The following is a 24,293-nucleotide window of genomic DNA, read 5'->3' on the forward strand; positions in this document are numbered from 1 at the left end:
GCACCACATCCAATCCATGACTGATATTCAGATCGAAGACCTCCGCAAGGAGTTCTCGGGAGAGGCCGGAACGATTGTCGCGGTAGACGACGTGTCGTTCACCGTCGAGGACGGCGAGTTCGTGTGTATCGTCGGCCCGTCGGGCTGTGGAAAGACGACGCTGTTGCGGTGTATCGCGGGGCTGGAGACGCCGACGAGCGGGAGCATCCGCCTCGGTGGCGAGGAAGTCGCGGACGTGCCACCCCAGAACCGGAACCTCGCGTTCGTGTTTCAGGACATCACGCTGTACCCGCACATGAAAGTGTGGGAGAACATCTCCTATCCGCTGAAACTCGACCGCGTCTCCAAGGAGGAACGGTACGACCGCGCCCAGGAAGTCGCGGAGACGATTCAGATCGGCGAACTGCTCGACAAATATCCGGGACAGCTATCGGGCGGTCAGCAACAGCGAGTCGCCATCGGTCGCTCGATCATCCGGTCGCCGCGGGCGTACCTGCTCGACGAGCCGATGAGCGACCTCGACGCGAAGCTGAAAAAGGAGATGCGGGTCGAACTCCAGCGCATCCAGAAGCAGGTCGGCGGGACGATGGTCTACGTCACCCACGACCAAGAGGAGGCGATGACCCTCTCCGATCGCATGCTGGTCATGGATCAGGGCAACATCCAGCAGTACGGCTCGCCACACGCGGTCTATCACCGTCCCAGCAACGCGTTCGTCGCGCAGTTCATCGGCTCGCCCGAGATCAATCTCCTGCCGGCGACGTGTCCGGGCGGCACCGGCGAAACCGTCGAACTCGACGGCACCGACTGGACGGTCGAAACCGACATCACCGAGAGCGTGCCGAACGAGATCACGTTCGGCTTCCGGCCGCGGCACACGACGGTTCGACGCGGCGAACCCGACGGCCTCGGCGGCGAAGTGACGCTCGTGGAGACGGTCGGTGACGAGGGGATCCTGTACATCGACAGCGACATCGGCGAACTTCGGGCCGTCGTGGACGCCGAACGGAATCCGATCGATGAGGGCGACACCGTCTCCATCGAAGTCGAGCGGTCGTACATCTTCGACCGATCCGACGGGACCCGGGTCGCGTACGACGCGGATGTCGAGGCGGACGGCCCGCCGAGCCCCGACCACTGACCGCTCCGGTGGTGTGCGGAGGCGCCGCTGCGAGTTCGATATTTGCGGACTTTCTTCAGCGCGAACGACTCGCTACGCTCGTCGTGTTGTGCTGAAAGGAAACGTCCTGACGGAGGTCCACGCGAGCGTCAGCGAGCGTGGGCCACGTCAGGGCGGGAACAGAGCGAGACCGACGGTCTCGCATGCAGCCGGTTGACAAAGTCGACCGGCGACGAAGTGAGCGTCCTGACGGAGATTTGAACTCGCCGAGACGGTCGGCCTCGCTCCGCTCGGCCGCTGCGACTCGTCTGCTCAAATATCTAGGGGCCGTTTCCTTTCAGCAGACACTCCTCGCTACGCTCGTCGTGTTGCGCTGAAAGGAAACGTCCTGACGGAGATTTGAACTCCGGTCCCTGGCTCCGCAAGCCAAGAGGATAGTCCACTACCCTACCAGGACTCATCTCTCTATACCCCGGAGCGGCTTAAGACGGTTACGATACACACCGACCGGAGCGGGGAAACGTCAAACGATCGTTTGAGATTAGGGAAGGAGTATGTCGCCACCGGCCGAGGTGAGCCGTATGAAGCGACGCTCGCTGCTCCGAACGCTTCCGGTACTGGCGACGGGACTCGGTGGCTGTCTCGCTCCCCGCGGCGACGGCGGAAGCGACCCGCCACGGCGCGTGACTGAACGGGCGCTCCGGGATACGGGCCGGTGTTCGGAGCCCGAATCGGCGACGGTCGACACCACCGCATCGCGGATCCGCGTCACGGGGTGTATCACGGGGCCGAACGGCTGTGCGGTTGCTCGGCTCGAATCGGCGACGCTCGACGAGGAGACGATGACCGTGACGGTGACGACGGGGTCGGACGAGCCACCGGGCACGGCCTGCACCCAGGCGCTCGTCTACCGGGGCTACGTGGCGACGATCCGGGTCGCGGGTGGCGCACCGTCGGCGGTCCGTGTGGTTCACGACGTGCCCGGTGGCCGGCGGACGGTCGTGACGGCGTAGGTTCTTATCCGAAGCCGGGACCAGGCTGTACCGTGATCGACCGACGGCAGAGAAAATCGACCGACTGCGTGGGGTCGTTCGGCCAAGGACAACGCTTAACCGGAGGGTTCGCCTGTTGCACGATACGATGGGTGTAATCGAGGACGTCTACGAAGACCTCGACACCGACGTGGCGTTCGAGGAGTTCGAGGCTGCCGTCCACGACAAGGTCGAGCAGATGGGGGGGCTCGCCGACGAGGAGACGGCGGCGATGCTCATCGCCCACGAACTCAAAGACGAGGAAGTGAGCGGCATCGCCGACATCGATCCCGGGATGGGCGAGGCGAAGTTCCTCGCAAGAGTGGTCGGCATCGGCGAACTGCGGACGTTCGAGCGCGACAGCGACGGGGACGAAGACGACGAGGCCGACGAGGGCCGCGTCGTCAACGTGGAGGTCGCCGACGAGACGGGACAGCTCCGCATCTCGTTCTGGGACCGGATGGCGCAGTCGGTCGTCGACGGCGAAATAGAAGTGGGTGACGTGCTCCGCATCAAGGGCCGACCACAGGACGGCTACAACGGCGTCGAGGTGAGCGTCGACCAGGCTGAGATCGACGAGGACGCGGCGGTCGACGTGCAGGTACAGGACACCTACCACGTCGAGGACCTCTCGCTCGGCCTGTCGGATGTCAACCTGCGCGGGCGCGTGCTGTCGACGGACACCGTGCGGACGTTCGACCGCGACGACGGCTCCGAAGGTCGGGTCGCCAATCTCACCCTCGGCGACGAGACGGGGCGCGTCCGGGTGACGCTCTGGGACGAGCGGGCCGACCGTGCGACGGAACTCGACCCCGAAACGTCGGTCGAAGTGGTCGACGGCTACGTCCGGGAACGCGACGGCGATCTCGAACTGCACGTTGGCTCTCGCGGCGCCGTCGAGGAGATAGACGAGGAGATACGCTACGACCCCGAGACGACCGATATCGACGACCTCGAACTCGGCGAGACGGCCGACATCGCTGGCGGCGTCATCGAAACCGATCCCAAGCGGACGTTCGACCGCGACGACGGGTCGGAAGGCCAGGTCCGGAACGTCCGGATCAAAGACGAGACGGGGGATATCCGGGTCGCGCTCTGGGGGGAGAAAGCCGACCTCGACATCGAGCTCGCGGACTACGTGGCCGTCACCGACGCCGAGATTCAGGAGGGGTGGCAGGACGACCTGGAGGCCTCGGCTGGCTGGCGGTCGACGGTGACGGTCACCGATCCACCGGCGGACGCGCCAGGGGCCGACGCCGGGGCGGCGGCGAGCAGTGACTCGGGGGCGGGGACGGAGACGGAGACGGCCACCGGGAATACGGGTCTCGATTCCTTCGGTGACGGCGACACCGACGACGCGTCCGGTGGCGGAGGTGGCGGAACCGCCGTCGCGGCCGAGGCAGAGAGCGAGTCCGTCACGTTCACCGGGACCGTCGTCCAGGCCGGCGATCCAGTCGTCCTCGACGACGGGACCGAGACGCGGAGCGTCGACACCGACGCCAACCTCCGTCTCGGCGAGGAGGTGACCGTCCGTGGCCACCTCCGTGACGGGCGGATCGACGCCGACGAAGTCCACTAATCGGTCGAACGCCCCGGACGCGGCCGCTCGGCCGACGGAAAGGATTATACGCGACAGGAACGGGTATCACCGTATGAGCGTCGAGTTACCGTTCGCCCCGATAGACACGATCATCCGGCGGAATGCGGGTGACCTCCGGGTGAGTGCGGGCGCGGCGGAGGAACTCGCACGGCGCGTCCAGCGCCACGGGGCGAACCTGGCCATCGACGCGGCCGAACGAGCGACGGAAGACGGACGAAAGACCCTGATGGCGGCCGATTTCGGCGTCGAACGGGTCGTCGACCGGGAGTCGTTGGAACTCCCGGTCGCCCCCGTCGACCGCATCGCACGACTCGAAATCGGCGAGCAGTACCGGGTCTCGATGGATGCGCGCATCGCACTCGCCGATATTCTGGAGGATTACGCGGACAACGTCGCCGCGGCGGCCGCGACACTCGCGAACCATGCCGACAGACGGACCATCCAGGCGGAAGATATCGAGACGTATTTCGCCCTCTTCGAATAGATGCAGTTCGGCTACAGCGAGGCCTGTCTCGACCACGACACCGGCGACCGGCATCCGGAGACGGCAGACCGGTTACGGGCGATCCGAAAACAGTTATCCAGACGCCACGGCGTCGACTACGTCGCGACCGACCCGGCGTCGGTCGACGCGCTGACATCCGTCCACGACGCCAACTACGTGACCGACGTGCGGGAGTTCTGCGCGAACGGCGGCGGCAACTGGGACCCGGACACGGTCGCCTCGGGAGCGACGTGGACGGCCGCTCGCACGAGCGTGGGCCTCGCGCAGTGGGTCGCCGAACGCGCCCTCGCCGGCGACGACGGGCGAGAGACGCCGTTTTCGATCGGTCGGCCGCCAGGCCACCACGCCCTCGCCGACGACGCGATGGGCTTCTGCTTTTTCAATAACGTCGCCGTCGCCGCCCGGACGGTGATCGATTCGGGCGACGCCGACCGCGTCGCCATCTTCGACTGGGACGTCCACCACGGCAACGGCACCCAGGAGATCTGTTACGACCAGGACGACGTGTTCTACGCCTCGATCCACGAAGAGGGCCTGTTCCCGGGGACGGGCGCCGTCGAGGAGACCGGAACGGGGGCCGGCGAAGGAACGACGCTCAACATCCCCCTCGCGTCGGGTGCGGGGGACGACGACTACCTCACTGCCGTCGAGACGGTGATTGGCCCGGCGATCGAGCGGTTCGGTCCCGACCTCGTGCTCGTGAGTGCGGGGTTCGACGCCCACCGTCACGACCCCATCTCGCGGATGCGCGTCTCGACCGAAGGGTACGCCAACCTCACCGACCAGCTCCGCGAGACGGCCGAGGCGGTCGGCGCGGGACTGGGATTCGTTCTCGAAGGTGGCTACAGTCTAGATACGCTCTCCGAGAGCATCGCAACCATCCACGAGACGTTCGACGGGCGCGTGCCCGTCGACGACCGGGGCGACCCGACCGACGCCACGCAGGACCTGCTGGACGACGTGCGGGCGATCCACGGCCTCTAGGGCGACGGATCGAAGTATCGGGCGAGAGCGACGCCGAACGTCTCGGCCAGCGACGTTACCTCGTTCCCGACCAACAGATCGTACTCGTCACGGAGCGCCCGCTCGATGTGAGTCCCGAGGGCGACCTCGAAGATGGCGTCGCTTTCGAGCAGCGCGTCGGGCGTCGTGAACTCCCGCTCGCGTTCGACGACGTAGCGGTCCCCGTCCAGAAACGGGCCGTACACGTCGGCGTCGGCGTACGCGTCGTAGAAGCCGGTGGCGTGTTCGCTGACGTGGACGGGCGGGCCGCGGTGCCGACGGATCGCCGACAGTTCGCCGACGGCGAGTTCGACGAGCAGGACGGCCTCGTCGTCGGCGAACGTGGCGGTGCGAAGGGGGTCGAAGCCACGGCGATCGAGTTCGGACGCGATCCCATCGAGCGATTTCCGAAGTTGTGGATACAGTTGATCCGCGACCAGATCGGGAGTCTCGAAGACGACGGCGACCGGGGTCGTGCCGCGGCGGTCGAGATGGTCGCAAACGGCGTCGGCGTCGATTGGATCGGGGTCCGTAGCGACGAACAGCGACTCGCGGGGGTCGGCCAGTAGGTCCCGGGCGAAATGCTGGAGACGAGCGACGTTTTCCGGGGCGCAGACGGCAGCGACGTTGCGCTCCGGATCGGTGGGATCGATCACGACGAGCGGATCGGCGAACGTGGCGGTGCCGTGTCCCTCGGGATCGAGTCGGATCGGCGGCGTCCAGTCGGCCGCGGCCTCGATGAGCGGCTTGAACCCGCCGTATTCGAGCACGAGGAGTTCGGAGAGATAGCCCGAGAAGCCACGCGTCCGGAGGTCGCTCCCGTAGGCGCCGATCCCGGTGAGAAAGGCCTTGAACAGACGGACATCGCGGGCGAGGTTGGGGTCGAGGCGTTCCTGCAGGTAGGCGTCGTGGAAGGGCGTGCGGTCGACCGCCGACTGGATCTCGGTCGCGTCCGCGACGTCGAAACAGGGGACGAGGTCGACATCGAACCCCTGAATGTCGCCGGTGACGTACGGATGTTCGGCGTACTCCTCGCGTCCGTCGGGCAGCGCGGCACGGCCGACGGCGAGACCGTACCGTTCCAGTTCGTCGCGGTCGAGGTCGGGCGGAAAACAGACGAAGAGATCGATATCACGGTCGTCGGCGAGCCAGGTGCCGCGCGCCGTCGAGCCGACCTGGACGATTCGCGCGTCGACGGGGAGGTCGTCGACCGCGTCGCGCACCCGGTCGGTCAGCGTCTCGACGGCCGCCTGGAGGCGTTCGCGCTCCGTGGCGTCGGGCGTCACCCGCCGGGCGACACGGGAGACGACGGACTCGAAGTCGCTCATGGAGGCACATCCGCCCGCCCGGGCGAAAGCGTGTCGGTCCCACCGGACCGACCGACGGGATCGGGTGAAAACGAAAGCCCTTTCTGCCGACTGCAACTATCAGTTTTTGAGCCGTCGTAGCTCAGATGGTAGAGCACCTCGCTGTTAACGAGGTGGTCCCAGGTTCGAGCCCTGGCGACGGCGCTTCTTCCCGTATTCTACACCCAGTAGTCGCACGACAGTCGGTAGTCACCGGCTTCGCGACACTGAGTGACTGATAATAGTACCGATGAAACGTTTAAGTGAGGGGAATCCTATCGCCATTGCAAGGTATGCCTCGGTCAACCACGACACGGCGCGGCGTATTGCAGGCAGCGGGAGCGGCGGGCGTCGCCGGGCTGGCAGGCTGCGTCGGTGGGGCGATCGGCTCTGGCGATACGGGTGGGTCGTCCCAGCAGGACGTGTCGGTGATCCTGAACTGGAAGCCCAACGCGACGCAGGCGGGCTACTTCGTCGCGGATCAGAACGGATTCTACGAGGAGGAGGGTCTCTCGGTCGACCTTGTGTCCGGACAGGGCGGGAGTTTTGCCGCCAAGCAGGTCGGCCTCGGAAACCAGGACATCGGTCTCGGGACGGGGATCGCACTGCTGAAAGCGCGGAACCGCGACCTCGACATTCAGTCGTTCGCGGCGGCACAGGACTCAAACGCGGTTATCTACACGGTCGAAGAGGCGTTCGGCGGGGAGCTCACGGACCCGTCACAACTCGCGGGCAAGCGGGTGGCGGTCGTCACCGAATCGGCCAAGACGTACACCTACCTGCAGATGCTCCTCTCGCAGGCGGGCATCGCCGACGACGTGGAACTCGTCAGCGTCGGGGTCGAACAGCAGACCTCGCATCTCCTCTCGGGGAACGCGGACGCCGCGGTGGGCATCTTCTCGGACCCGCTCGGCCTCGACGCCGAGGGTTACAACGCGTCGATGCTCTGGCTCTCCGACTACACCCCCTCCATCGGCCGAACGGTGTTCGCCCGCCCCGACTACGCGGCCGAGAACCCGGAGGTCATCGAGGGGTTCCTGCGAGCGACCGCTCGGGGCTGGGCGTGGGCCTCGAACGAGCCGGCCGACGGGATGGATCGGATGATCGACGCGAGAGAGAGCCTATCGAAATCCCGCGACATCGGCCTGCTCAAACTGAAGTACACGGCGAAGAATCTCGTGTTGAGCGAGGCGGTTCGCGAGCAGGGCTGGGGCTATCAGCGCGCGGACATCTGGGATCGGGTGGCAACGAACCTCACCGAGAGCGACGTGATCGACGCCGATGTCGCCGTCGACGACGCCTGGTCGAACGACCGCCTCGACACCGACGCGGACTACGTCGGCGACTACGCGACGCGTGTCACCACCGACTACGACCTCCCAGTCTGAATGCGAACGGGTCAGATTCGTCGCGCCGCCGGTGACCTCTCTCGGCCGCTCACGGCCGCCGCAGCCCTCGTGGTGGGTGTCGCCCTGTGGCAAGCCGCGACGGCACTCACCGGCGTGCGGACGATTCTCCTTCCGTCACCCGTCGACGTGGTCGGCGCGCTCGGTGGGCACGGCGGCGCGCTCGTCCAGCACGTCGCGTACACGGGCTACGAGATCGGTCTCGGATGGCTCGCCGGCGTCGGCGTCGGCATACTCAGCGCGAGCGCGATGGCCGCCTCACGTCGCCTCCGTCTCGCCGTTTACCCGCTCTTGCTGTCGGTGCGGATCGTTCCGCTCATCGCCATCGCCCCGCTGTTGATCGTCGCCTTCGGCGCGACGCTCCGGACGCGAGTGCTGATGGCCGCGATACTCACCTTCTTCCCGGTCGCCGTGGCGACGCTCGACGGATTGCTGTCGGTGCCGGCTCGCCAACTCGACCTCATGCAGTCCGTCGAGGCGTCGACCTGGAAGCGGATCCGTCACGTCCGGCTCCCGAACGCCGTCCCGAGCGTCTTCGCCGGGGTGAAAATCGCTACCCCGCTCGCCGTCGAGGGCGTGTTGATCGCGGAGTTTCTCGCCTCGTCGCGTGGCCTGGGCCACGCCGTTCTGCAGGCAGCCGCGGCGCTGGATACGGCGCTGCTGTTCGCGGAGGTGGTCCTGATCATCGGGATCGGCCTGGCGCTGTTCGGTCTGGTCGCGGCCGCCGAGCGAGCGGTCCGCTGGAACGACGCCTCGGGGGTCGCGAGCGGGTTCGGAAGCGGCGGTGGCGGGATCGAGACGCCGACGCCGGACCGGCTCGTCTTCGGCGGGCTCGCGCTCGCGGCCATCGCGAGCCTCTGGGTCGGCGGGACCGTCCTGTTGCCGACGACATCGGCGTTTCTCCCCCGTCCGACCGCCGTCGCGGCGTCGCTGTGGGCGACGCCGGGCCTGTTTCTGCGGGCGTCCGTGGGAACCCTGGGAAAACTCGCGGCGGGCTGGGCGGTCGGCGCGGGCATCGGCGGAACGATCGGCGCGGTCATCGCGTTCGCGCCGCGGGCCCGCCCCGTTGCCGGACCCTTCCTCGTGGGCGCGCGCGTGACGCCGACCATCGTCGCCGCGCCGCTCTTGCTCGTCTGGTTCGGCATCTCGTTGTTGTCGGCGGTCGCGCTCGTCGCGCTCGCGACGTTTTTCCCCATCGCGGTGGCGGCGGCGAGCGGTCTCACCACGCTGCCCGACGCCCACCGATCGCTGCTCGATTCGGTGGGGGCACCGCGCTGGGCACGGCTGATCGTCCGTCTCCGATACGGGCTCCCGACCGTGATCGCCGGCGTGAAACTCTCGCTCGTCAGCGGCCTCTCGGGGGTCGTCATCGCCGAGTGGTTCGTCGCCAACGGCGGTCTCGGTGTGCTCGTCAATCAGGGGATGCGGAACATCCAGCCAGCGCTGACCTACGCCGGCGTCGTCTGTCTGTTCGCCCTCGGACTGGTCCTGTTCGGTGGCACGACGCTCCTCCAGCGACGCCTCGACTGGTGACGATCAGCCCTGCCACGTCCACCGCGAATCGAGGACGTACCGGTAGACGCCGCTGATGACGATGCCGATGCCGTTGGCGACGAGATAGGGGATGGTCGCGGCCGAGACGAGGGCATAAAGGACGCCGACCTGGATCGGAATGGCCGAACCACGGACCAGGTTCGTCCGGAGGAGTCCGTGAGCGTACTCCCGCCACCCGTCGTGCCGGTCGGTGTGGAACGTCCACCGATTGTTGACGCCGTACTGGAGGATGATCGTCGTCTCGATGGAGAGCACGGCGGCGAGGAGATACTGAATGTTGCCCAGTTCGACGAGCGTGCCGAGCAGGGCCGTCTGGAACCCGGCAGCGACGGTGCCGACGAGGAAGAACCGGCGGATCTGGGGCGCCTCGGGGCCGACGAGGATCGCCCGCAGGAAGCGCCGGAGCATCAGCGATAGCCGAGGGCTTTCAGCCGCGTCTCGATGCCGTCGTCGACATCCGCCGCAGCCCCCCCGGGCTCGACGGCGTCCAGCGTGGCGACGTGGTCGCCGACGGCCGCCCGGAGGCGGTCACGGACGGCGACGACCGACGGATCGCCGTCGTCGGATCGGTCCGACTGTTGCGTGGGGTCGGCCCGGCGGTCGTAGAGTTCCTCGGTCCCCGTCGCCGTGTTCTGGATGTACACCCAATCGGTCTCCCGGGCGCTCACCAGCAGGTCACCCTCGTCGAGGCCCCGGGGGATGGGCTGTTGGGTCACGTCGTCGCCGCGGACGGCGACGCTGATCACGGGGTCGGTGACGGGCGCAGTCCCGCCTCGAATCGTCGGCAAGAGGCTCTCGCCGGTCCACTCGTCGGCGGGATCGACGCCGAGGAGCTCACAGACGGTCGGCGGGATCGCATCGAGACCGACGTGTTCGGACACGCGGCCCGGTTCCGTTCCGGGGACGTGGACCAGCAGCGGGACGTGGACGAGTTCGTCGTAGAGTTTGGGGTAATGCGAGAGGTGGCCGTGGTCCATGAACTCCTCGCCGTGGTCGCCGGCGAGGACGACGGCGGTGTCGTCGCCGACGCCCGCGTCGTCGAGTTCGGTCAGCAGGCGCTCCAGACTGGCGTCGACCTGGCGCACTGCGGCCTGATACAGGGTGCGCAGGTCCGCGAGGGTGCGGTCGCCGACGGACCACCCGAGACCCGTTCGGACGTGGGCCACCATCATGCGGAACGTCCCGACGTTGCGGTCCGTCAGGTCGCGGAGGTAGCGCGGCGCGGGGACGTAGGGCGTGTGGGCGTCCATGTAGTGGACCCAGAGGAAGAACGGTTCGTCGGTATCGTCGATGAACGATGTGGCCTCGCGCTCGATGTCGAGCATCCGCGAGGCGTCGGTGAAGGGTTTCTCGTCGCTCCCGCCGCGCAGGAAGTTGCCGGCGCGTCGGAACGGCGAGGTGAGCAGTTGGAGCCACGCTCCCCAGGTCGGATGGGCGGCGACGAACTCGCTGGCTCGGCCGTCGGTGTCGCCGACGAACGCCTCGAAGTGGTCGAAGCCGTCGTCGTACCCCCAGTGTTCGGTGAGGAAGCCGTTGGCGGCGTTGAACCCGCCGGTGGCGACGCCCGCTTCCTGCAGTCGCTCGGCGAGGGTCGTCGTACCGTCGACGCCGATGCGGCCGGTGTCGGCGAAGGCGGGGCGCGAAGCGAGAATCGACGGGAAGGACATCGGCGTCCAGTTGCCGTGAGCGAAGGCGTTCTCGAAGATCGTGCTGCGGTCTGCGAGGTCCGCGAGCGCCGGGGTGTCGTACTCGCCGCCGTACGGTTCGATGGCGTCGGCGCGCAACGAATCGACGGTGACGAGGAGGACGTTTGAGACGGGCGTGTCTGTCATGGGCAGAGAGTCGACGACACCGATGCACGGCAGACCGGCGCCGTCGGCGAACGTGGTTATCCAGGGTATAACGGTGACCGTACTCAACCTTTTGGTCCGCGGCCCGGCAGTCCGGCACGTTCAAGACGCCGGAGCGCCGACGGCGGAGTACGGGCCCTTAGCTTAGTCTGGCTCAAAGCCCCCGGCTCATACTGGCTCGCGATGGCGGCGTCGTGGTCATGGGACACCGGGTGATCGCTGGTTCGAATCCGGCAGGGCCCATCTATTTCCGGCGAACGTCAGTGAGCAGGAACTCGTCCGTTCTGCCGGTTCGGGCCAGAGAACGAAGCGAGCAACGCGAGCGGAGTGACCGTGGTTCGAATCCGGTAAACCCTATCGATGGCCAAGCAGTGGCAAGTTTTCACGTGGCACGGCCGCTAAAAACCGCGCAGCGCTTTTCCGTGCAAACCGTTAACGTGGCCGGTACAGTGAGAGCATGAGCGTGCTTCAGAAGCTCAAATCGGTGCTCCCCGTCGAAGACGAGGGCGTTACCCGTCGGACGTACGAGTGTCAGGACTGCGGAAACGTCTTCGAGTCGGCCAAAACGCCGGACAGAGCGGAGTGCATGGAGTGTCTGTCGGCAGACGTGGCGGAACAGGACTGACACCGCAGTGGTAGAGAGGACCACCTCCCACGCTGACACGCGTTAGCCGTCCGTCGTCGAGACGCCGTCAGTCACGGCGTTGGAGGTTCGCCGGACGACAGCGGCCAGACCAGGCTGGCGTCCGAGGGCAGCGAAAAACGGTAGAGGCACGCACTGCGATCGAGACGCCCATCCGATATCGGCGGTCACTCTCAGACGGCGTAGACGAGCACCGCGACTTCGCTCGGGTGTGAGCTTTTCCTATTCAATATTTCGGTCGTTGCCAAAATAACACGGTTTATCATACTAAATACGGAACAGGGTATATCCCTGCTCGCAATGATCAACAGTCGCACGAGGGCGTCGATCATCGGCATGACAATGGGCATTCTCGCGGTCACGGGAACGGGGCTCGCCGCAGGGATCGAACTGTTCCCGTCGCTGGCGATGTCGCTGTTCGGCCTGGCCGTGGGCGGGTGGCTTGGCGAATGGCAGTACGAGAAGAACCGCGCGTCGAGCGGCCGAGACAACGTCGAGACGGCGTAGCGACTGTCCGGCCGGCGAGCGGAGGTTCAAATACGGAAACGCGGCCAGCGCCGTCCGTGCTCACGTTCGGTTCGCTCGCGACGGCCGCTTACTGTCCGCGACAGGAGTACTACGCGCGGAGAGACGACGCCGACGAGCCGCCACCAGTGGCCCAGGCACGCCGTGATCTGGCGTTTCGCTATCCCGCGCTGCGCTCGGCGAGCGACGCCACACTGGCCGCCGAGCCTATCGACCGCCCGCCGAAGGCGTATCGGGCGGCGCTCGACCGTCTCGCCGAACGCGAGGACTGGGAGTCGTTGATCGACCCCGCGGCCCGTAACGTGCTGCTGGACGGGCGAGAGTGTCGCGGTATCGTTCACAAACTACTGGCGGGAGATCCGCCGACGCCGACGTTCGCCTCGCCCGGACGCCCGCCCGACCAGGGAGTGTGGGAACCCCAACGCGTGCGAGCGGTGGCGATGGCGAAAGCGCTGGCGTGGGAGCGCGAACGCGAGATTCCGTCGGCGCTGATCGAATACCCCGCTCACGGCGTCGTCCGCCGCGTCGATCTGACGACGCGCAACAAGGCGATCTATCGGCGGACGGTGCGGACGGTCCGATCGATCGACGGCCCGCCGCCGCGGATCGACGACGGGGCCAAATGCGACGCCTGCGACTACCGCGAGGAGTGTGGGGTGCGAACGCGCTCGCTCAAATCACTCCTCGGCCTGTAGCCAGGCCTCGATGTCGTCGGCCATGGCGCCGCGGCGGTGGATGACGCCCCGACCGGGGTCGACGACGGTGCTCTCGGTGCCGGGCGTTTCGCCGCCGTCGAGGACGACGGCGGCCCCTTCGCGGATCCGTTCGTCGAGTTGGTCGGGATGAGTGACGCTCGGTTCGCCGGAGCGATTGGCGCTCGTCGCGGTCAGCGGCGGGGTGCGTTCGAGGAGCGCGAGCGCCAGCTCGTGGTTGGGGACGCGCACGCCCACGCGGTCGCGGCCGGCGGTGAGAACGTCGGGGAGCGTCGACCGCCGTTCGACGACGACGGTCACCGGCCCGGGGAGAAAGCGCCGCATGAAGCGTTCCTCGCGGGGCGTCGGGCGGGTGTACTCCAGCGCGGCGTCGACGCTGGGAACGCCGAGCGACAGCGGGTTGTCCCGCGGCCGATCCTTCAGATCAAACACGCGTTCGACGGCGTCGGCGTCGGTGGCGTCGGCACCGAGGCCGTACACCGTCTCCGTGGGATAGACCACGGCGCGCCCGTCGCGCACGGCGTCGGCTGCTGCATCGAGTGTCATAGTCGACTGTCCGGGGGAGCGCGGGAAAAGCGTGGCGTGAGCGGTCAGTTCACGAGCGCGCGAATCTCGCGTTCGAGATCGTCGTACGGCGGGAAGTCGGGCCACTCCTCGGCGACCCACGCGTACTGGACCGTCCGGTCCTCGTCGATGAGGAACGCCGCAGGCCGGGGTTCGGAGAGGCCAGCCATGCCGTCGAGGTCGTGCGCGATACCGTAGTCACGGGCGACCTCGTTCGCGGGGTCGGCAAAGAGGTCGACGGCCATCTCCCGCTCCTCGATGAGCCGTTTGTGGGCGTACGGCGTCGAGATGGAGACGCCGACGACGGTGAGTAAGTCGCCGATGTCGCGGTCCCGGAGTTCGTTCCAGATGTACGTCGCCGGGAACGAGCCATCCATCGGATAGAAGACGAGACAGACGGGGCCGTCGGCGGTCAGCGCCGAAAGTGAGACGTCCTCCCAGAACTCCGCGTTGACCAGCGGGCGGGTGAAATCGGGCGCCTGCTCACCCTCGGCGACGTGGTCGGCGTCGGGGAGGTCGACGACGTCGAAGTCGACCATCAGGCGTCACCTCCGGCCTCGACGAGACCCTCGCCGTAGGTAGATTCGAGATATTCGACGATGTTGGCTGACTCGGACATGGTGACGCCGGTCCGGTCGTCGACGATGGCGGGAACGGGACGGGATCCAGCGACCCGCTTGACCACGTTGCGCTCGGCGTGCATCGGCTCGACGAACCGCGAGGTGTACTCGAGGCCGAGGTCCTGCAGCACCCGAACGACGCGTTCACAGTAGGGACAGGCCTGCAGCCGATACAGGGTGATCGGTGGGTCGGTGGTCGACATGGGCCGGCGTACGGACGGCACGGGCCTAAGCCCTTCGCTGCGGGGAATACAGCGGCCATGAGGGCAACGCTTAATTCAGGGCCGGAACTAAGACGTGTACTTACATGGGTTTGTCGCCAGCGAGCGCCGCCGGAGCGGGAGCCGTGGCGCAGATCACCGATTCCGTGCCGCTCACGGATACGACCGTCACCATCGCGGGAATGCTAGCGATACTCGTGTTGATCGCACTATCGGCGTTTTTCTCGTCGTCCGAAATCGCGATGTTTTCGCTGGCTCGCCACCGCGTCGACTCGATGGTCGAGGAGGGCGTCCCGCAAGCGAAAGACGTGAAGGATCTGAAAGCCGACCCCCACCGCCTGCTCATCACGATCCTCGTCGGCAACAACATCGTCAACATCGCGATGTCCTCGATTGCGACGGGGCTCTTTGCCCTCTATCTCTCGCAGGGGCAGGCCGTGCTCGCGGCGACGTTCGGCATCACCACCCTCGTCTTGCTGTTCGGCGAGAGCGCGCCCAAATCCTACGCGGTCGAACACACCGAGTCGTGGGCGCTCCGCATCGCCCGCCCGCTCAAGTATTCGGAGCTGGCGCTCATGCCGCTGGTCATCGTCTTCGACTACCTCACCCGCGTTATCAACCGCGTGACTGGCGGCCGGTCGGCCATCGAGACGACCTACGTCACCCGCGACGAGATCCAGAACATGATCCAGACCGGGGAGCGCGAGGGCGTCATCGAGGAGGAGGAGCGGGAGATGCTCCAGCGCATCTTCCGGTTCAACCGCACCATCGCCAAGGAGGTGATGACGCCGCGTCTCGATATGACGGCCGTCCCGAAAGACGCCGCCATCGACGAGGCCATCGAGACCTGCGTTCAGAGCGACCACGAACGCATCCCCGTCTACGAGGGCAATCTCGACAACATCATCGGCATCGTCACGCTCCGTGACCTGGTTCGACAGAAGCATTACGGCGAGAGGGACATCGACCTGACCGACGTGGTCCAGCCGACGCTACACGTCCCCGAGTCGAAAAACGTCGACGAACTGCTCGAAGAGATCCAGGAAAACCGGATGCGGATGGTCATCGTCATCGACGAGTTCGGCACCACGGAGGGCCTCATCACGCTGGAGGACATGGTCGAGGAGATCGTCGGCGACATCCTCGAGGGCGACGAAGAAGAGCCGTTCGAGTTCGTCAACGACGACGAGGTCATCGTCCGGGGCGAGGTCAACATCGACGAGGTCAACGAGATGCTGGATCTCGACCTCCCGGAAGGGGAGGAGTTCGAGACGCTCGCGGGCTTCATCTTCAACCGCGCCGGCCGCCTCGTCGAGGAGGGCGAAGAGATCGACTACGACGGCATCACCATCCGCATCGAGCAGGTGGACAACACCCGGATCATGAGCGCTCGGCTCACGATCCACGACGCCGGGGACAGCGAGGAGCCAGCGGAGGAGACGGAAGCCGAGGCCGAGGGGTAGGACGAGGCACGCGCGGCGGGGCGAGCCTTACAGCATCTCGATCGCGGTGAACACGCCGAACGAGAGCGCGAACGCGAGCAGCAGCGAACCGGCCCACGCGAGGACGGTGTAGATCATTTTCCGACGGCTCACCCCGCCACCGCCGGCGGCGTACCCCGAACCGATGATCGCTGAGACGACGATTTCGTTGAACGAGACGGGGATACCGAAGGCGACGGCGGCCTGCGCGATAGCGAAGGAGGGGATGAGCGCCGCGATCGATCGCCGGGGGCCGAGCGAGGAGTAGTCCTGCGCGAGCGCTTTAATCATCCGGGGGGCACCGGTCCACGACCCGAGCAGGAGGCCGAAGCCACCGCCCGCGAGCACGGCGATCAACGGGATCTGGAAGTCATCGAGCAGAGGGACGAGCGGGCCGATGGCGAGGCCGACCTGACTCCCGCCGGCCGAGAAGGCGACCAGCCCCCCGAGGACGAGGAGAAAGCGGCGCTGGGCCGCCTCGGGATCGGTGGCGAGCCCGCGAAACAGGACGCCCGCCGAGAGAAGCGCACAGCCGAGCGTGACGGTGAGTATCCCGCCGGGAACGCCGGGTGCGAACGTGCTGGCGACCGACCCACCCTCGCCCGGTGGGCCGAGAAGGGCGAAATCGATGGTGGCGACGAGTGCGCCGACGAGGCCGCCGAGGGCGGAGATGGCGTAGCGCTCGGGGACCGACGGCGAGCGGAGGAGTCGGGCCGTCGCGTACGCGACGCCGCCGCCGACGAAGGGAGTCAACACCCAGAGCGTCGCAATCTGGCGGTATTTCGCCCACGCGGGGTCGCCGCCGAGCGCGAGGCCGACGCCGACGATAGCCCCGGTGACGGTGAAGGCGGTCGCGATGGGATAGCCGGTGAAGACGCCGATAGCGACGAGGATGGCGGCGGTGAGCAGGCCGACGATGGCGGCCGTCGCCGACAGGGAGACACCGCCGGCGATGAGTTCCGTACCCACCGCTTCGGTGACGTTCGCGCCCTGCAGGACGGCGCCGGCGAAGCCGAGCAGGCCGACGATGAAGCCCGCGCGCATCACGGAGATGGCGTTGGCGCCGACGGCGGCGGCGAAGGGCGTCGATCCCGACGAGCCAGCACCGATGGCCCACGCCATGAAGAGACTCGCGAGAGCGGCGACGACGAACGTCAGCAGCGTTCCGGTAGCGACCATCAGTTCGTGCCCTTCTGGGGGAGGGGGGTACTAATCGGTACCGGGCCCGGGACGCGGTCGGTGTGCCGACGAGGGTCGGCTATCGGTACCCCTCGTCGTACCCCTCGCGGAGCGAGAGGAGTGTCCGTCGGACGAGCAGGTAGCCGAAGAAGACGAGCAACAGCATGATCGCCACCAGGACGAGGAAGATGGGGTCCTCGAGGAGCCCGGAGATCTGGAGCGCGACGACCGACGTATGCATGGTCGGGAGGTGCGCCGGCGCGCACAAAGCCGTTTCGACGGGACGGTCAAACGGCCGTTTGAGCCTACGGTGTTTATATTATCCCGCCGGCCGTACGTCGATTTGCGTGGTCTCCCCGACCCGCTTCGGCCCTCCACTTTTCGTCGAGACGAGTCATCCAGACGGAGGCACGTGAAACCGGTCGAGTACGTCGCCGTCGGGCGTCCGAAGCACGCCCGCGAGTCCCGTCTCCGCGTCCATCGCCTCGACGCCGTCAGGCGGCGCGTCGTCCGCGGCCCGCCAGAGTTCGGCGTGGGCCGGCCGGTGTCTCCGCGGATCGGCGTAACTCCCCGGATTGAGCAGCATCGGCCCCGCGTCGTCGACGACGGTCGGCCGATGCGTGTGCCCGAAGACGACGAGCGCGGCGCCGCGCTGGCGGCCGAACAGGGAGAGCGCGGTCGTGCCGCCGCGTTCCGTGTGGGTAACCGCGATGGGTGCGTCGGCGTAGGCGGTCGACGCGGCCGACGGCAGCCGTTCCTGGACGGCCGGGGTGTCCGCGTTGCCGTGGACGGCGACCAGGCGCTCCGTCCGGTCGCGGAAGGCGTCGAGGACGGCTTCGGTGGTGAAGTCGCCGGCGTGGACGACGAGGTCGGCCGCGTCGACGGCCGTGCGCGTCCGGCCGGTCAGGCGCGGGCCGTCGGTGCCGTGCGTATCGGAGCAGATGACGAGCATGTCGGTCGAAGGCGGGCCAGCGACAATTCGGTTGCGGCCGCGGTCGGAAGGTTGAATCGGGGGGCGACCGACGGCGTGGACATGGCAGGCAGCAAGTCGGTCGTCCTAGCCGCACTCGTCGCGAACGGCACCATCGCCGTCCTGAAGTTCGGGGCGTTTCTGCTCACCGGGAGTCCCTCGATGCTGTCCGAGACGTATCACTCCATCTCCGACACCGGCAACCAGGTGTTCCTGTTGATCGGGATCCGGTACAGCGAGAAGCAAGCGAGTCGCGGTCATCCGTTCGGCTACGGCAAGGCCCAGTTTTTCTACAGCTTCCTGGTCTCCGTCCTGCTGTTCGGCATCGCCGGCTGGGAGAGCCTGAAACACGGCTACGGCGCCATCGTCAACGGGCATTCGGCCGCGCCAGGCACCGTGACCGTGGCGAGCGTGACGTTCGACGCGGTGTACGTGAGCGTCGTCGTCCTGCTGGGCGCCATCGTGTTCGAGACGTACGCCTTCGTGAAGGCCAACGCCGAACTCCGACGGCAGATGGAGAAGTACGGCTGGACGGATCTGGTGACGGCGTTCCGGTCGACCAGCGACGTGACGACGCTGACGGCGTTCACCGAGGACGCCATCGCCCTCGGCGGCGCGGTCCTGGCGCTGGTCGGCATCGTCCTGACGCGCATCACCGGGAACTACATCTACGACGCCGTCTCCGCCGCGTTGATCGGCATCATGCTCATGGGCTTCGCCCTGGCGCTGGCCTGGGAGAACAAACGGCTCCTGCTCGGGGAGAGCGCGCCGAACGGGCTGGAGTCCGACTTCGAGTCGATCATCCGGGAACATCCGGGTGTCGCCGGCGTCGACCAGTTCCGGACGATGTTCGTCGGTCCCGGTGAACTCCTCGTCGCCGCCGACGTGAGTTTCGAAGCGAACCTCGATACGGCCGACCTGAACGACGATATCGACCGCATCGAGGCGAAACTCCGGGACCACGACGACCGGGTGCGGTTCGTCTACGTCGAACCCGAACTCTGAACGGCGCCGATCCGCGCGCCGGGCGGCCACGCCGACCCGCGGATTGGAAACGAGGGGACCGACCGATGCCGAAAGGCTTTGCCGCCTGCGACGGAAGTCGCGGGTATGGATCCGCGCATTCGCACGCACGCAGAGACCATCGTCGACCACTCGACGCGCATCGAGTCGGGCGATGACGTCGTCATCAGTATGCCGGCCGTCGCCGACGATCTGGCGGTGGCGCTCCACGAACTCGTCGGTGAGCGGGGCGCGAACCCGGTGTACCTGCACAACTCCGACCGGGCGACGCGGGCGTATCTCCGCGCGAGCGACGAGGACGCCTTCGAGACGCCCGACCACCAGCTCGCGCTCTACGAGGCGGCGGACGTGTTCATCATCGCCCGCGGCGGGCCGAACGTCTCCGAACAGAGCGACGTGACGCCCGACACCAACGCGGCCTATCGGCGGGCGATGCGCCCCGTCCTCGACGAGCGCCTGGGCAAGCGCTGGTGTCTCACGCAGTTCCCCTCCTCGGGCCACGCCCAACTCGCGGGGATGAGCACCGAGGCCTACCAGGAGTTCGTCTGGGACGCCGTCACGCTCGACTGGGACGCCCAGCGCGACCACCAGGCCCAGATGGTCGAGATTCTGGACGGCGCCGACGAAGTGCGGATCGAAAGCGGCGAGGAGACGGACGTGACGATGTCCGTCACGGGCAACCCGACGCTCAACGACTACGGCGAGCACAACCTGCCCGGCGGCGAGGTGTTCACCGCGCCCGTCAAGGAGTCGGTGAAGGGGCGCGTCCACTTCGATCTGCCCCTGTACCGAAAAGGGAAGGAAATCGAGGGCGCACGCCTCGAATTCGAGGACGGAAAGGTCGTCGACCACGCCGCCGAGCGCAACGAGGACGTGCTCACGGGCATCCTGAACACCGACGAGGGCGCGCGCTATCTCGGCGAACTCGGCATCGGGATGAACCGCTCTATCGACCAGTTCACGTACAACATGCTGTTCGACGAGAAGATGGGCGATACGGTCCACATGGCGGTGGGCAACGCCTACGCCGACACCGTGGACGAGGAGAACGAACGCAACGAGAGCGCCGAACACGTCGACATGATCGTCGACATGTCCGAGGACTCCGTCATCGAGGTGGACGGGGACGTGGTCCAGCGCAACGGGACGTTCGTGTTCGAAGACGGGTTCTGAGACGGTTTATTGTAGGTCAGTACCGGTGGGTCGCCGGACTGTTTCGGCGGCTCACCGGTGAACAGGAACAAGCCGTAGAGCGTTTTGGTCCAGCTTTTGCGAGCGAACGAAGTGAGCGAGTAAAAGGTGGAATGTGGACGTTCGTGTTCGAAGACGGGTTCTGAGCGAGGCGCGACGCGACTCGCTACAACCCGGCGAACAGCAGCGAGAGCACGCCGTACGCCGCCCCCAGTAGCAACATGGCGGCGAGGAGGAGGGCGAACCACGTGCGGCCGGTCCCCGGAACGTCGGGCGTGTCCGACGGAGAGTACGGAGCGAGCGGGTTCTTCGGCGACGGATCGTCGTCCGTCATGGGTGTCGCTTCGTCCGCCAGGCGGATATCGGTTGCCCACCGCCGTGGCAGTCGGTCGGTGGGAGGCATCAGGAGGGTCCAGGCTTTTTGCCGGCGCCCGTCGCTACACGACGTATGGCCACGCCGAACGCAGAGAAGAACCGATGGCTCATCGCGGCGTCGGCGATGTCGCTCCATCTCTCCATCGGGTCGGTGTACGCCTACAGCGTCTACCAGCGGCCGCTCCAAGAGACACAGGGATGGAGCATCGCCGACGTGTCGCTGGCGTTCACCGTCGCCATCTTCACCCTGGGGATGGCGACGGCGGCGCTCGGTCGGTACGTGGAGCGATACGGCCCGCGGCGATCGGGGCTCGGCGCGGCGGTGCTGTTCGCAGGCGGGACGGTCCTCGCCGGCGTCGCGGTGCAGGTCGGGAGCTACGTCGGCTTCGTGGCGACGTACGGCGTCGTCGCGGGCGTCGGTCTCGGCCTCGGCTACATCAGCCCCGTGTCGACGCTCGTGAAGTGGTTTCCCGACCGGCGCGGTCTGGCGACCGGACTTGCGGTGATGGGGTTCGGTGCGGGGGCGCCGGTGACCGGTCCCGTGGCGAACGTCCTCATCGAGACGACGGACATCCCGACGACGTTCTACGTCCTCGGCAGCGGCTACTTCGTGGCGATGGCGGCGGGGGCGAGCTATCTTGAGAAGCCGCCGGAGGAGTGGGTGCCCGCGGGCGTGTCGGCAGACGAGGTCGTGGAGACCGACAGCCACGGCGTCATCGTCGCGTCGGACCTCGAACAGCGGACGGCGAGCGAGGCCATCCGGACGCCGCAGTTCTACCTCGTCTGGCTCATCGTCTTTCTCAACATCACCGCGGGCATCATGCTCCTCTCGGTGGCGTCGAACATGACACAGGCGATCACGGGCGCGAGTGCGGCGACCGCCGCGGCCGTCGTTGGCCTGATCGGCGTGTTCAACGGTGCGGGGCGGATCGTCTGGTCCAGCCTCTCGGATTATCTCGGCCGGACGGCGACCTACGCCGTGTTTTTCGCCCTGCAGATCCTCGCCTTTCTGGCGTTGCCGAACCTCCGGACCGTCCCCCTGTTCGCGGGCGCGATGTTTCTCATCATCACCTGCTACGGCGGCGGCTTCGCCTGCCTGCCGGCGTATCTCGCCGACCTGTTCGGCACGCAGGAGCTGGGGGCGATCCACGGCTACACGCTCACGGCGTGGTCGATGGCCGGCGTCGCTGGCCCGACGCTCGTCGCGCGCATCGTGGAGCTGACGGGGTCGTACGAGCTCGCGTTCTACGTCGTCGCCGGCGCGCTGGGTGTGGGGCTCGTCTGCGTGGGGCTGCTCCGCTGGCGCGTCACCGTCGTTCGACAGGCACAGCTCCAGGGGACGCCACACGAGGCGACCCGATGGGAGTAGCCCCCGCGGAGCGGGATCGTATCGTGCCGTCCGCGATCCCGGTTACTCGTCGTCGACGTCGAGGTCGAACTGCTTGTTCTCGACGGCGGCGTTGAGGACGACGCTGGTGTTGGATTCGCGGATGTCGGCGTCGGTGAGCAGGGTCTTGATCTGCTCGTTCATGCCGTCGGTGTTGAGGAACTTGCCGATGGCAATCACGTCGTAGTCGCCGGTGACCTCGTAGACGCTCACCATCTGTTTCTGGTTCTGGAGCCGTTCGGTGACATCGGGCAGCGCGCTTCCCTCCACCTTCAACTGCAGGATGGCGGTGACGTCGTAGCCGAGGGCGTCGTAGTTCACGCGTGGCGTGTACCCCTCGATCACGCCCTCGTCTTCCAGGTCTCGCAGGTGGTTCGAGACGGTCGTAACCGAGACGTCGAGTTCTTCGGCCAGGCTCCGCAGGCTCGCACGGCCGTCGCCGAGTAGTGCGTTGATGAGCTTGGCGTCGAGATTTTCGTACGTCATGGCAGTTACGCACGTACCGGGGGGTATAGAAGTTTACGAATATCCAATTCCAATCGAAGCGCCGAGTAATTTGCAGACAACAAAAAGGGCTTAATACTAGGAGTATAGATTAACGCTGTCCAGAACATGACGGACGAAAATGCGGTCACTGACGGCGGTTTGACGGCGGAAGAACAGGACGTGTTAGACGAAATCGATGAGGAGAACGTGGACTTCCTCCGACTTCAGTTCACCGACATCCTCGGCACCGTGAAGAACGTCTCCGTTCCGGCGAGCCAAGCGGAGAAGGCGTTCGAGGAGGGTATCTACTTCGACGGTTCCTCGATCGACGGCTTCGTCCGCATCCAGGAGTCCGACATGCGCCTCGATCCCGACCCGTCGACGTTCGCCGTCCTCCCGTGGCGAGACGCCGAGGAAGGGGCGACCGCGCGCCTCATCTGTGACGTGATCAACACGTCGACCGGCGAGCCGTTCTCGGGCGACCCGCGTGGCGTCCTCAAAAACGCCATCGATCGCGCGAACGAGATGGGCTACAACGTCAACATGGCGCCCGAGCCGGAGTTCTTCCTGTTCGAGGAAGACGAGGACGGCCGGGCGACGACGACGACCAACGACGCTGGCGGCTACTTCGACCTCGCGCCGAAGGACCTCGCCAGCGACGTCCGCCGTGACATCATCTACGGCCTGGAGAGCATGGGCTTCGACATCGAAGCCTCGCACCACGAGGTGGCTCAGGGTCAACACGAGATCAACTTCACGTACGACGACGCCCTGTCGACGGCCGACAACGTCGCCACCTTCCGCGCGGTCGTTCGCGCCATCGCGGCGGAACACGACCTCCACGCGACGTTCATGCCCAAGCCCATCGCGCGCATCAACGGCTCGGGGATGCACACCCACATGTCGCTGTTCACCGAGGACGGCAAGAACGCCTTCCACGACGGCGACGACGAGTTCAACCTGAGCGGCACGGCCAAGCAGTTCCTCGCGGGCATCCTCGACCACGCGCCCGCCATCACGGCCGTCGCCGACCCGACCGTGAACAGCTACAAGCGGCTGGTTCCGGGCTACGAGGCGCCGGTCTACGTCGCCTGGTCCGACCGCAACCGCTCGGCGCTCATCCGCAAGCCGGCCGCGCGCACGCCGGCCGCCTCGCGAATCGAACTCCGGTCGCCGGACCCGTCGTGTAACCCTTACCTCGCCTTCGCGGCCATGATCCACGCGGGTCTCGACGGCATCGAGCGCGGCCTCGACTGCCCCGACCCGGTCCGCGAGAACATCTACGAGTTCGACGAAGAGAAACGCGAGGAGTACGGCATCACGACGCTGCCGTCCAACCTCGGTGAGGCCGTCGACGCCCTCGAAGAGGACGAGGTCATCCAGGACGCGCTCGGCGACCACGTTACCGAGAAGTTCGTCGAGGCCAAGTCCCAGGAGTTCGGCGAGTACATCGTCGAGGTCTCCGACTGGGAAGTCGACCGCTACCTCGAGAAGTTCTAAC

General features: G+C 66.8%; 26 protein-coding genes and 3 tRNA genes. 17 read left to right on the forward strand and 12 right to left on the reverse strand.

The genetic code is table 11. The annotated features are described in order from the left end of the window. Nucleotides 1-16: 16 nt before the first annotated feature. Nucleotides 17-1,141 (forward strand): ABC transporter ATP-binding protein, encoded by a 1,125-nt coding sequence (locus MXB53_RS02590; RefSeq protein ID WP_248895649.1) that lies wholly within the window; start codon nt 17-19, stop codon nt 1,139-1,141. Nucleotides 1,142-1,504: 363 nt separating this feature from the next. Here MXB53_RS02590 and MXB53_RS02595 read toward each other — a convergent pair. Continuing rightward, nucleotides 1,505-1,577: transfer RNA gene (locus tag MXB53_RS02595), tRNA-Arg, on the reverse strand. Nucleotides 1,578-1,701: 124 nt separating this feature from the next. Between MXB53_RS02595 and MXB53_RS02600 the strand changes: the two genes are divergently transcribed. The 4 genes from MXB53_RS02600 to MXB53_RS02615 all read left to right on the forward strand — a co-directional run bounded on the left by MXB53_RS02600 (nt 1,702) and on the right by MXB53_RS02615 (nt 5,240). Further along, entirely contained in the window at nt 1,702-2,133 is a 432-nt protein-coding gene (locus tag MXB53_RS02600) for a hypothetical protein (RefSeq protein ID WP_248895650.1), read from the forward strand. 127 nt (nt 2,134-2,260) lie between these two features. Beyond that, nucleotides 2,261-3,730, forward strand: coding sequence for a single-stranded DNA binding protein (locus MXB53_RS02605; RefSeq protein ID WP_248895651.1), 1,470 nt, complete (start codon nt 2,261-2,263; stop codon nt 3,728-3,730). A gap of 73 nt (nt 3,731-3,803) precedes the next feature. Continuing rightward, a complete protein-coding gene (locus tag MXB53_RS02610; RefSeq protein ID WP_248895652.1) occupies nt 3,804-4,235 on the forward strand; it encodes a histone family protein in 432 nt (143 codons plus the stop codon). Continuing rightward, the gene (locus tag MXB53_RS02615) at nt 4,236-5,240 is read left to right on the forward strand and encodes a histone deacetylase family protein (protein ID WP_248895653.1); all 1,005 of its coding nucleotides are present in this window, start codon (nt 4,236-4,238) and stop codon (nt 5,238-5,240) included. Here MXB53_RS02615 and cca read toward each other — a convergent pair. Further along, on the reverse strand, nt 5,237-6,586 hold the full coding sequence (cca, locus tag MXB53_RS02620) for a CCA tRNA nucleotidyltransferase (RefSeq protein ID WP_248895655.1): 1,350 nt from the start codon (nt 6,584-6,586) through the stop codon (nt 5,237-5,239). The genes MXB53_RS02615 and cca overlap by 4 nt on opposite strands. 110 nt (nt 6,587-6,696) lie before the next feature. Here cca and MXB53_RS02625 point away from each other — a divergent pair. The 3 genes from MXB53_RS02625 (at nt 6,697) to MXB53_RS02635 (ending at nt 9,543) form a co-directional block, all read left to right on the forward strand. After that, a tRNA-Asn gene (locus MXB53_RS02625) sits at nt 6,697-6,769 on the forward strand. 128 nt (nt 6,770-6,897) lie between these two features. Then, complete coding sequence (locus tag MXB53_RS02630) at nt 6,898-7,992, forward strand: ABC transporter substrate-binding protein (protein ID WP_248895656.1); 1,095 nt, start codon at nt 6,898-6,900, stop codon at nt 7,990-7,992. Beyond that, the gene (locus MXB53_RS02635) at nt 7,993-9,543 is read left to right on the forward strand and encodes an ABC transporter permease (RefSeq protein ID WP_248895657.1); all 1,551 of its coding nucleotides are present in this window, start codon (nt 7,993-7,995) and stop codon (nt 9,541-9,543) included. It abuts the gene before it with no gap. A gap of 3 nt (nt 9,544-9,546) precedes the next feature. Here the strand turns inward: MXB53_RS02635 and MXB53_RS02640 are convergent, their stop codons facing one another. Further along, nucleotides 9,547-9,972, reverse strand: a complete 426-nt coding sequence (locus MXB53_RS02640) for a GtrA family protein (RefSeq protein WP_248895658.1) — start codon at nt 9,970-9,972, stop codon at nt 9,547-9,549. After that, nucleotides 9,972-11,396 carry a sulfatase gene (locus tag MXB53_RS02645; RefSeq protein WP_248895659.1) on the reverse strand — a complete coding sequence of 475 codons (1,425 nt, stop codon included), beginning with the start codon at nt 11,394-11,396 and terminating at the stop codon, nt 9,972-9,974. The genes MXB53_RS02640 and MXB53_RS02645 overlap by 1 nt, the downstream gene beginning before the upstream one ends. A gap of 151 nt (nt 11,397-11,547) precedes the next feature. On the opposite strand from MXB53_RS02645, the gene MXB53_RS02650 reads away from it, so the two are divergent. The 4 genes from MXB53_RS02650 to MXB53_RS02665 all read left to right on the forward strand — a co-directional run bounded on the left by MXB53_RS02650 (nt 11,548) and on the right by MXB53_RS02665 (nt 13,277). Next, nucleotides 11,548-11,657 (forward strand) — tRNA-Ile (locus MXB53_RS02650). 214 nt (nt 11,658-11,871) lie between these two features. Then, entirely contained in the window at nt 11,872-12,039 is a 168-nt protein-coding gene (locus MXB53_RS02655; RefSeq protein WP_248895660.1) for a hypothetical protein, read from the forward strand. Nucleotides 12,040-12,393: 354 nt separating this feature from the next. Then, nucleotides 12,394-12,564, forward strand: a complete 171-nt coding sequence (locus MXB53_RS02660; protein ID WP_248895661.1) for a hypothetical protein — start codon at nt 12,394-12,396, stop codon at nt 12,562-12,564. Between the two features lie 56 nt (nt 12,565-12,620). After that, entirely contained in the window at nt 12,621-13,277 is a 657-nt protein-coding gene (locus MXB53_RS02665; RefSeq protein ID WP_248895663.1) for a CRISPR-associated protein Cas4, read from the forward strand. Here MXB53_RS02665 and MXB53_RS02670 read toward each other — a convergent pair. Genes MXB53_RS02670 through MXB53_RS02680 form a run of 3 tightly spaced genes read right to left on the reverse strand, consistent with a single transcriptional unit; the run spans nt 13,260 to nt 14,682 of the window. Then, a complete protein-coding gene (locus tag MXB53_RS02670; RefSeq protein ID WP_248895664.1) occupies nt 13,260-13,841 on the reverse strand; it encodes an L-threonylcarbamoyladenylate synthase in 582 nt (193 codons plus the stop codon). The genes MXB53_RS02665 and MXB53_RS02670 overlap by 18 nt on opposite strands. Before the next feature lie 44 nt (nt 13,842-13,885). Continuing rightward, nucleotides 13,886-14,398: a redoxin domain-containing protein gene (locus MXB53_RS02675; protein ID WP_248895665.1), complete on the reverse strand. Its 513-nt coding sequence runs from the start codon at nt 14,396-14,398 to the stop codon at nt 13,886-13,888. Continuing rightward, entirely contained in the window at nt 14,398-14,682 is a 285-nt protein-coding gene (locus tag MXB53_RS02680) for a glutaredoxin family protein (protein ID WP_248895666.1), read from the reverse strand. Before MXB53_RS02680 ends, MXB53_RS02675 begins: the two co-directional genes overlap by 1 nt. A 104-nt stretch (nt 14,683-14,786) precedes the next feature. Here MXB53_RS02680 and MXB53_RS02685 point away from each other — a divergent pair, with 104 nt between their 5' ends. Continuing rightward, nucleotides 14,787-16,163, forward strand: coding sequence for a hemolysin family protein (locus tag MXB53_RS02685; protein WP_248895667.1), 1,377 nt, complete (start codon nt 14,787-14,789; stop codon nt 16,161-16,163). A 27-nt stretch (nt 16,164-16,190) separates the two neighbouring features. On the opposite strand, the gene MXB53_RS02690 is transcribed toward MXB53_RS02685, so the two are convergent. From MXB53_RS02690 to MXB53_RS02700, 3 genes are all read right to left on the reverse strand, one after another. Then, nucleotides 16,191-17,360: an inorganic phosphate transporter gene (locus tag MXB53_RS02690; RefSeq protein WP_248895668.1), complete on the reverse strand. Its 1,170-nt coding sequence runs from the start codon at nt 17,358-17,360 to the stop codon at nt 16,191-16,193. A gap of 79 nt (nt 17,361-17,439) precedes the next feature. Next, a complete protein-coding gene (locus MXB53_RS02695; protein ID WP_248895669.1) occupies nt 17,440-17,601 on the reverse strand; it encodes a DUF7859 family protein in 162 nt (53 codons plus the stop codon). A gap of 153 nt (nt 17,602-17,754) precedes the next feature. Further along, entirely contained in the window at nt 17,755-18,312 is a 558-nt protein-coding gene (locus MXB53_RS02700; protein WP_248895670.1) for a metallophosphoesterase, read from the reverse strand. 81 nt (nt 18,313-18,393) lie between these two features. Between MXB53_RS02700 and MXB53_RS02705 the strand changes: the two genes are divergently transcribed. Both MXB53_RS02705 and MXB53_RS02710 read left to right on the forward strand, forming a co-directional pair. After that, nucleotides 18,394-19,335 carry a cation diffusion facilitator family transporter gene (locus MXB53_RS02705; RefSeq protein WP_248895671.1) on the forward strand — a complete coding sequence of 314 codons (942 nt, stop codon included), beginning with the start codon at nt 18,394-18,396 and terminating at the stop codon, nt 19,333-19,335. 105 nt (nt 19,336-19,440) lie between these two features. Further along, the gene (locus MXB53_RS02710) at nt 19,441-20,526 is read left to right on the forward strand and encodes an aminopeptidase (RefSeq protein WP_248895672.1); all 1,086 of its coding nucleotides are present in this window, start codon (nt 19,441-19,443) and stop codon (nt 20,524-20,526) included. A gap of 184 nt (nt 20,527-20,710) precedes the next feature. Here MXB53_RS02710 and MXB53_RS02715 read toward each other — a convergent pair whose 3' ends face one another. After that, nucleotides 20,711-20,878: a hypothetical protein gene (locus MXB53_RS02715; protein WP_248895673.1), complete on the reverse strand. Its 168-nt coding sequence runs from the start codon at nt 20,876-20,878 to the stop codon at nt 20,711-20,713. 114 nt (nt 20,879-20,992) lie between these two features. On the opposite strand from MXB53_RS02715, the gene MXB53_RS02720 reads away from it, so the two are divergent. Then, nucleotides 20,993-22,288, forward strand: coding sequence for an L-lactate MFS transporter (locus tag MXB53_RS02720; RefSeq protein WP_248895674.1), 1,296 nt, complete (start codon nt 20,993-20,995; stop codon nt 22,286-22,288). Between the two features lie 42 nt (nt 22,289-22,330). On the opposite strand, the gene lrp is transcribed toward MXB53_RS02720, so the two are convergent. Then, nucleotides 22,331-22,792: an HTH-type transcriptional regulator Lrp gene (lrp, locus tag MXB53_RS02725; protein WP_248895675.1), complete on the reverse strand. Its 462-nt coding sequence runs from the start codon at nt 22,790-22,792 to the stop codon at nt 22,331-22,333. Nucleotides 22,793-22,918: 126 nt separating this feature from the next. Between lrp and glnA the strand changes: the two genes are divergently transcribed. Beyond that, nucleotides 22,919-24,292: a type I glutamate--ammonia ligase gene (gene glnA / locus MXB53_RS02730; RefSeq protein WP_248895676.1), complete on the forward strand. Its 1,374-nt coding sequence runs from the start codon at nt 22,919-22,921 to the stop codon at nt 24,290-24,292. The last annotated feature ends 1 nt before the right edge of the window (nt 24,293 follow it).

The organism is Haloplanus sp. XH21 (genome assembly GCF_023276355.1).
In the GTDB taxonomy this organism is placed as follows: Archaea; Halobacteriota; Halobacteria; order Halobacteriales; family Haloferacaceae; genus Haloplanus; species Haloplanus halobius.

Coding starts and splice junctions, on each gene's coding strand:
- MXB53_RS02590 (WP_248895649.1), top strand. CDS start 17: ATGACTGATATTCAGATCGAAGACCTCCGCAAGGAGTTCTCGGGAGAG.
- MXB53_RS02600 (WP_248895650.1), top strand. CDS start 1,702: ATGAAGCGACGCTCGCTGCTCCGAACGCTTCCGGTACTGGCGACGGGA.
- MXB53_RS02605 (WP_248895651.1), top strand. CDS start 2,261: ATGGGTGTAATCGAGGACGTCTACGAAGACCTCGACACCGACGTGGCG.
- MXB53_RS02610 (WP_248895652.1), top strand. CDS start 3,804: ATGAGCGTCGAGTTACCGTTCGCCCCGATAGACACGATCATCCGGCGG.
- MXB53_RS02615 (WP_248895653.1), top strand. CDS start 4,236: ATGCAGTTCGGCTACAGCGAGGCCTGTCTCGACCACGACACCGGCGAC.
- cca (WP_248895655.1), bottom strand. CDS start 6,586: ATGAGCGACTTCGAGTCCGTCGTCTCCCGTGTCGCCCGGCGGGTGACG.
- MXB53_RS02630 (WP_248895656.1), top strand. CDS start 6,898: ATGCCTCGGTCAACCACGACACGGCGCGGCGTATTGCAGGCAGCGGGA.
- MXB53_RS02635 (WP_248895657.1), top strand. CDS start 7,993: ATGCGAACGGGTCAGATTCGTCGCGCCGCCGGTGACCTCTCTCGGCCG.
- MXB53_RS02640 (WP_248895658.1), bottom strand. CDS start 9,972: ATGCTCCGGCGCTTCCTGCGGGCGATCCTCGTCGGCCCCGAGGCGCCC.
- MXB53_RS02645 (WP_248895659.1), bottom strand. CDS start 11,396: ATGACAGACACGCCCGTCTCAAACGTCCTCCTCGTCACCGTCGATTCG.
- MXB53_RS02655 (WP_248895660.1), top strand. CDS start 11,872: ATGAGCGTGCTTCAGAAGCTCAAATCGGTGCTCCCCGTCGAAGACGAG.
- MXB53_RS02660 (WP_248895661.1), top strand. CDS start 12,394: ATGACAATGGGCATTCTCGCGGTCACGGGAACGGGGCTCGCCGCAGGG.
- MXB53_RS02670 (WP_248895664.1), bottom strand. CDS start 13,841: ATGACACTCGATGCAGCAGCCGACGCCGTGCGCGACGGGCGCGCCGTG.
- MXB53_RS02675 (WP_248895665.1), bottom strand. CDS start 14,398: ATGGTCGACTTCGACGTCGTCGACCTCCCCGACGCCGACCACGTCGCC.
- MXB53_RS02680 (WP_248895666.1), bottom strand. CDS start 14,682: ATGTCGACCACCGACCCACCGATCACCCTGTATCGGCTGCAGGCCTGT.
- MXB53_RS02685 (WP_248895667.1), top strand. CDS start 14,787: ATGGGTTTGTCGCCAGCGAGCGCCGCCGGAGCGGGAGCCGTGGCGCAG.
- MXB53_RS02690 (WP_248895668.1), bottom strand. CDS start 17,360: ATGGTCGCTACCGGAACGCTGCTGACGTTCGTCGTCGCCGCTCTCGCG.
- MXB53_RS02695 (WP_248895669.1), bottom strand. CDS start 17,601: ATGCATACGTCGGTCGTCGCGCTCCAGATCTCCGGGCTCCTCGAGGAC.
- MXB53_RS02700 (WP_248895670.1), bottom strand. CDS start 18,312: ATGCTCGTCATCTGCTCCGATACGCACGGCACCGACGGCCCGCGCCTG.
- MXB53_RS02705 (WP_248895671.1), top strand. CDS start 18,394: ATGGCAGGCAGCAAGTCGGTCGTCCTAGCCGCACTCGTCGCGAACGGC.
- MXB53_RS02710 (WP_248895672.1), top strand. CDS start 19,441: ATGGATCCGCGCATTCGCACGCACGCAGAGACCATCGTCGACCACTCG.
- MXB53_RS02715 (WP_248895673.1), bottom strand. CDS start 20,878: ATGACGGACGACGATCCGTCGCCGAAGAACCCGCTCGCTCCGTACTCT.
- MXB53_RS02720 (WP_248895674.1), top strand. CDS start 20,993: ATGGCCACGCCGAACGCAGAGAAGAACCGATGGCTCATCGCGGCGTCG.
- lrp (WP_248895675.1), bottom strand. CDS start 22,792: ATGACGTACGAAAATCTCGACGCCAAGCTCATCAACGCACTACTCGGC.
- glnA (WP_248895676.1), top strand. CDS start 22,919: ATGACGGACGAAAATGCGGTCACTGACGGCGGTTTGACGGCGGAAGAA.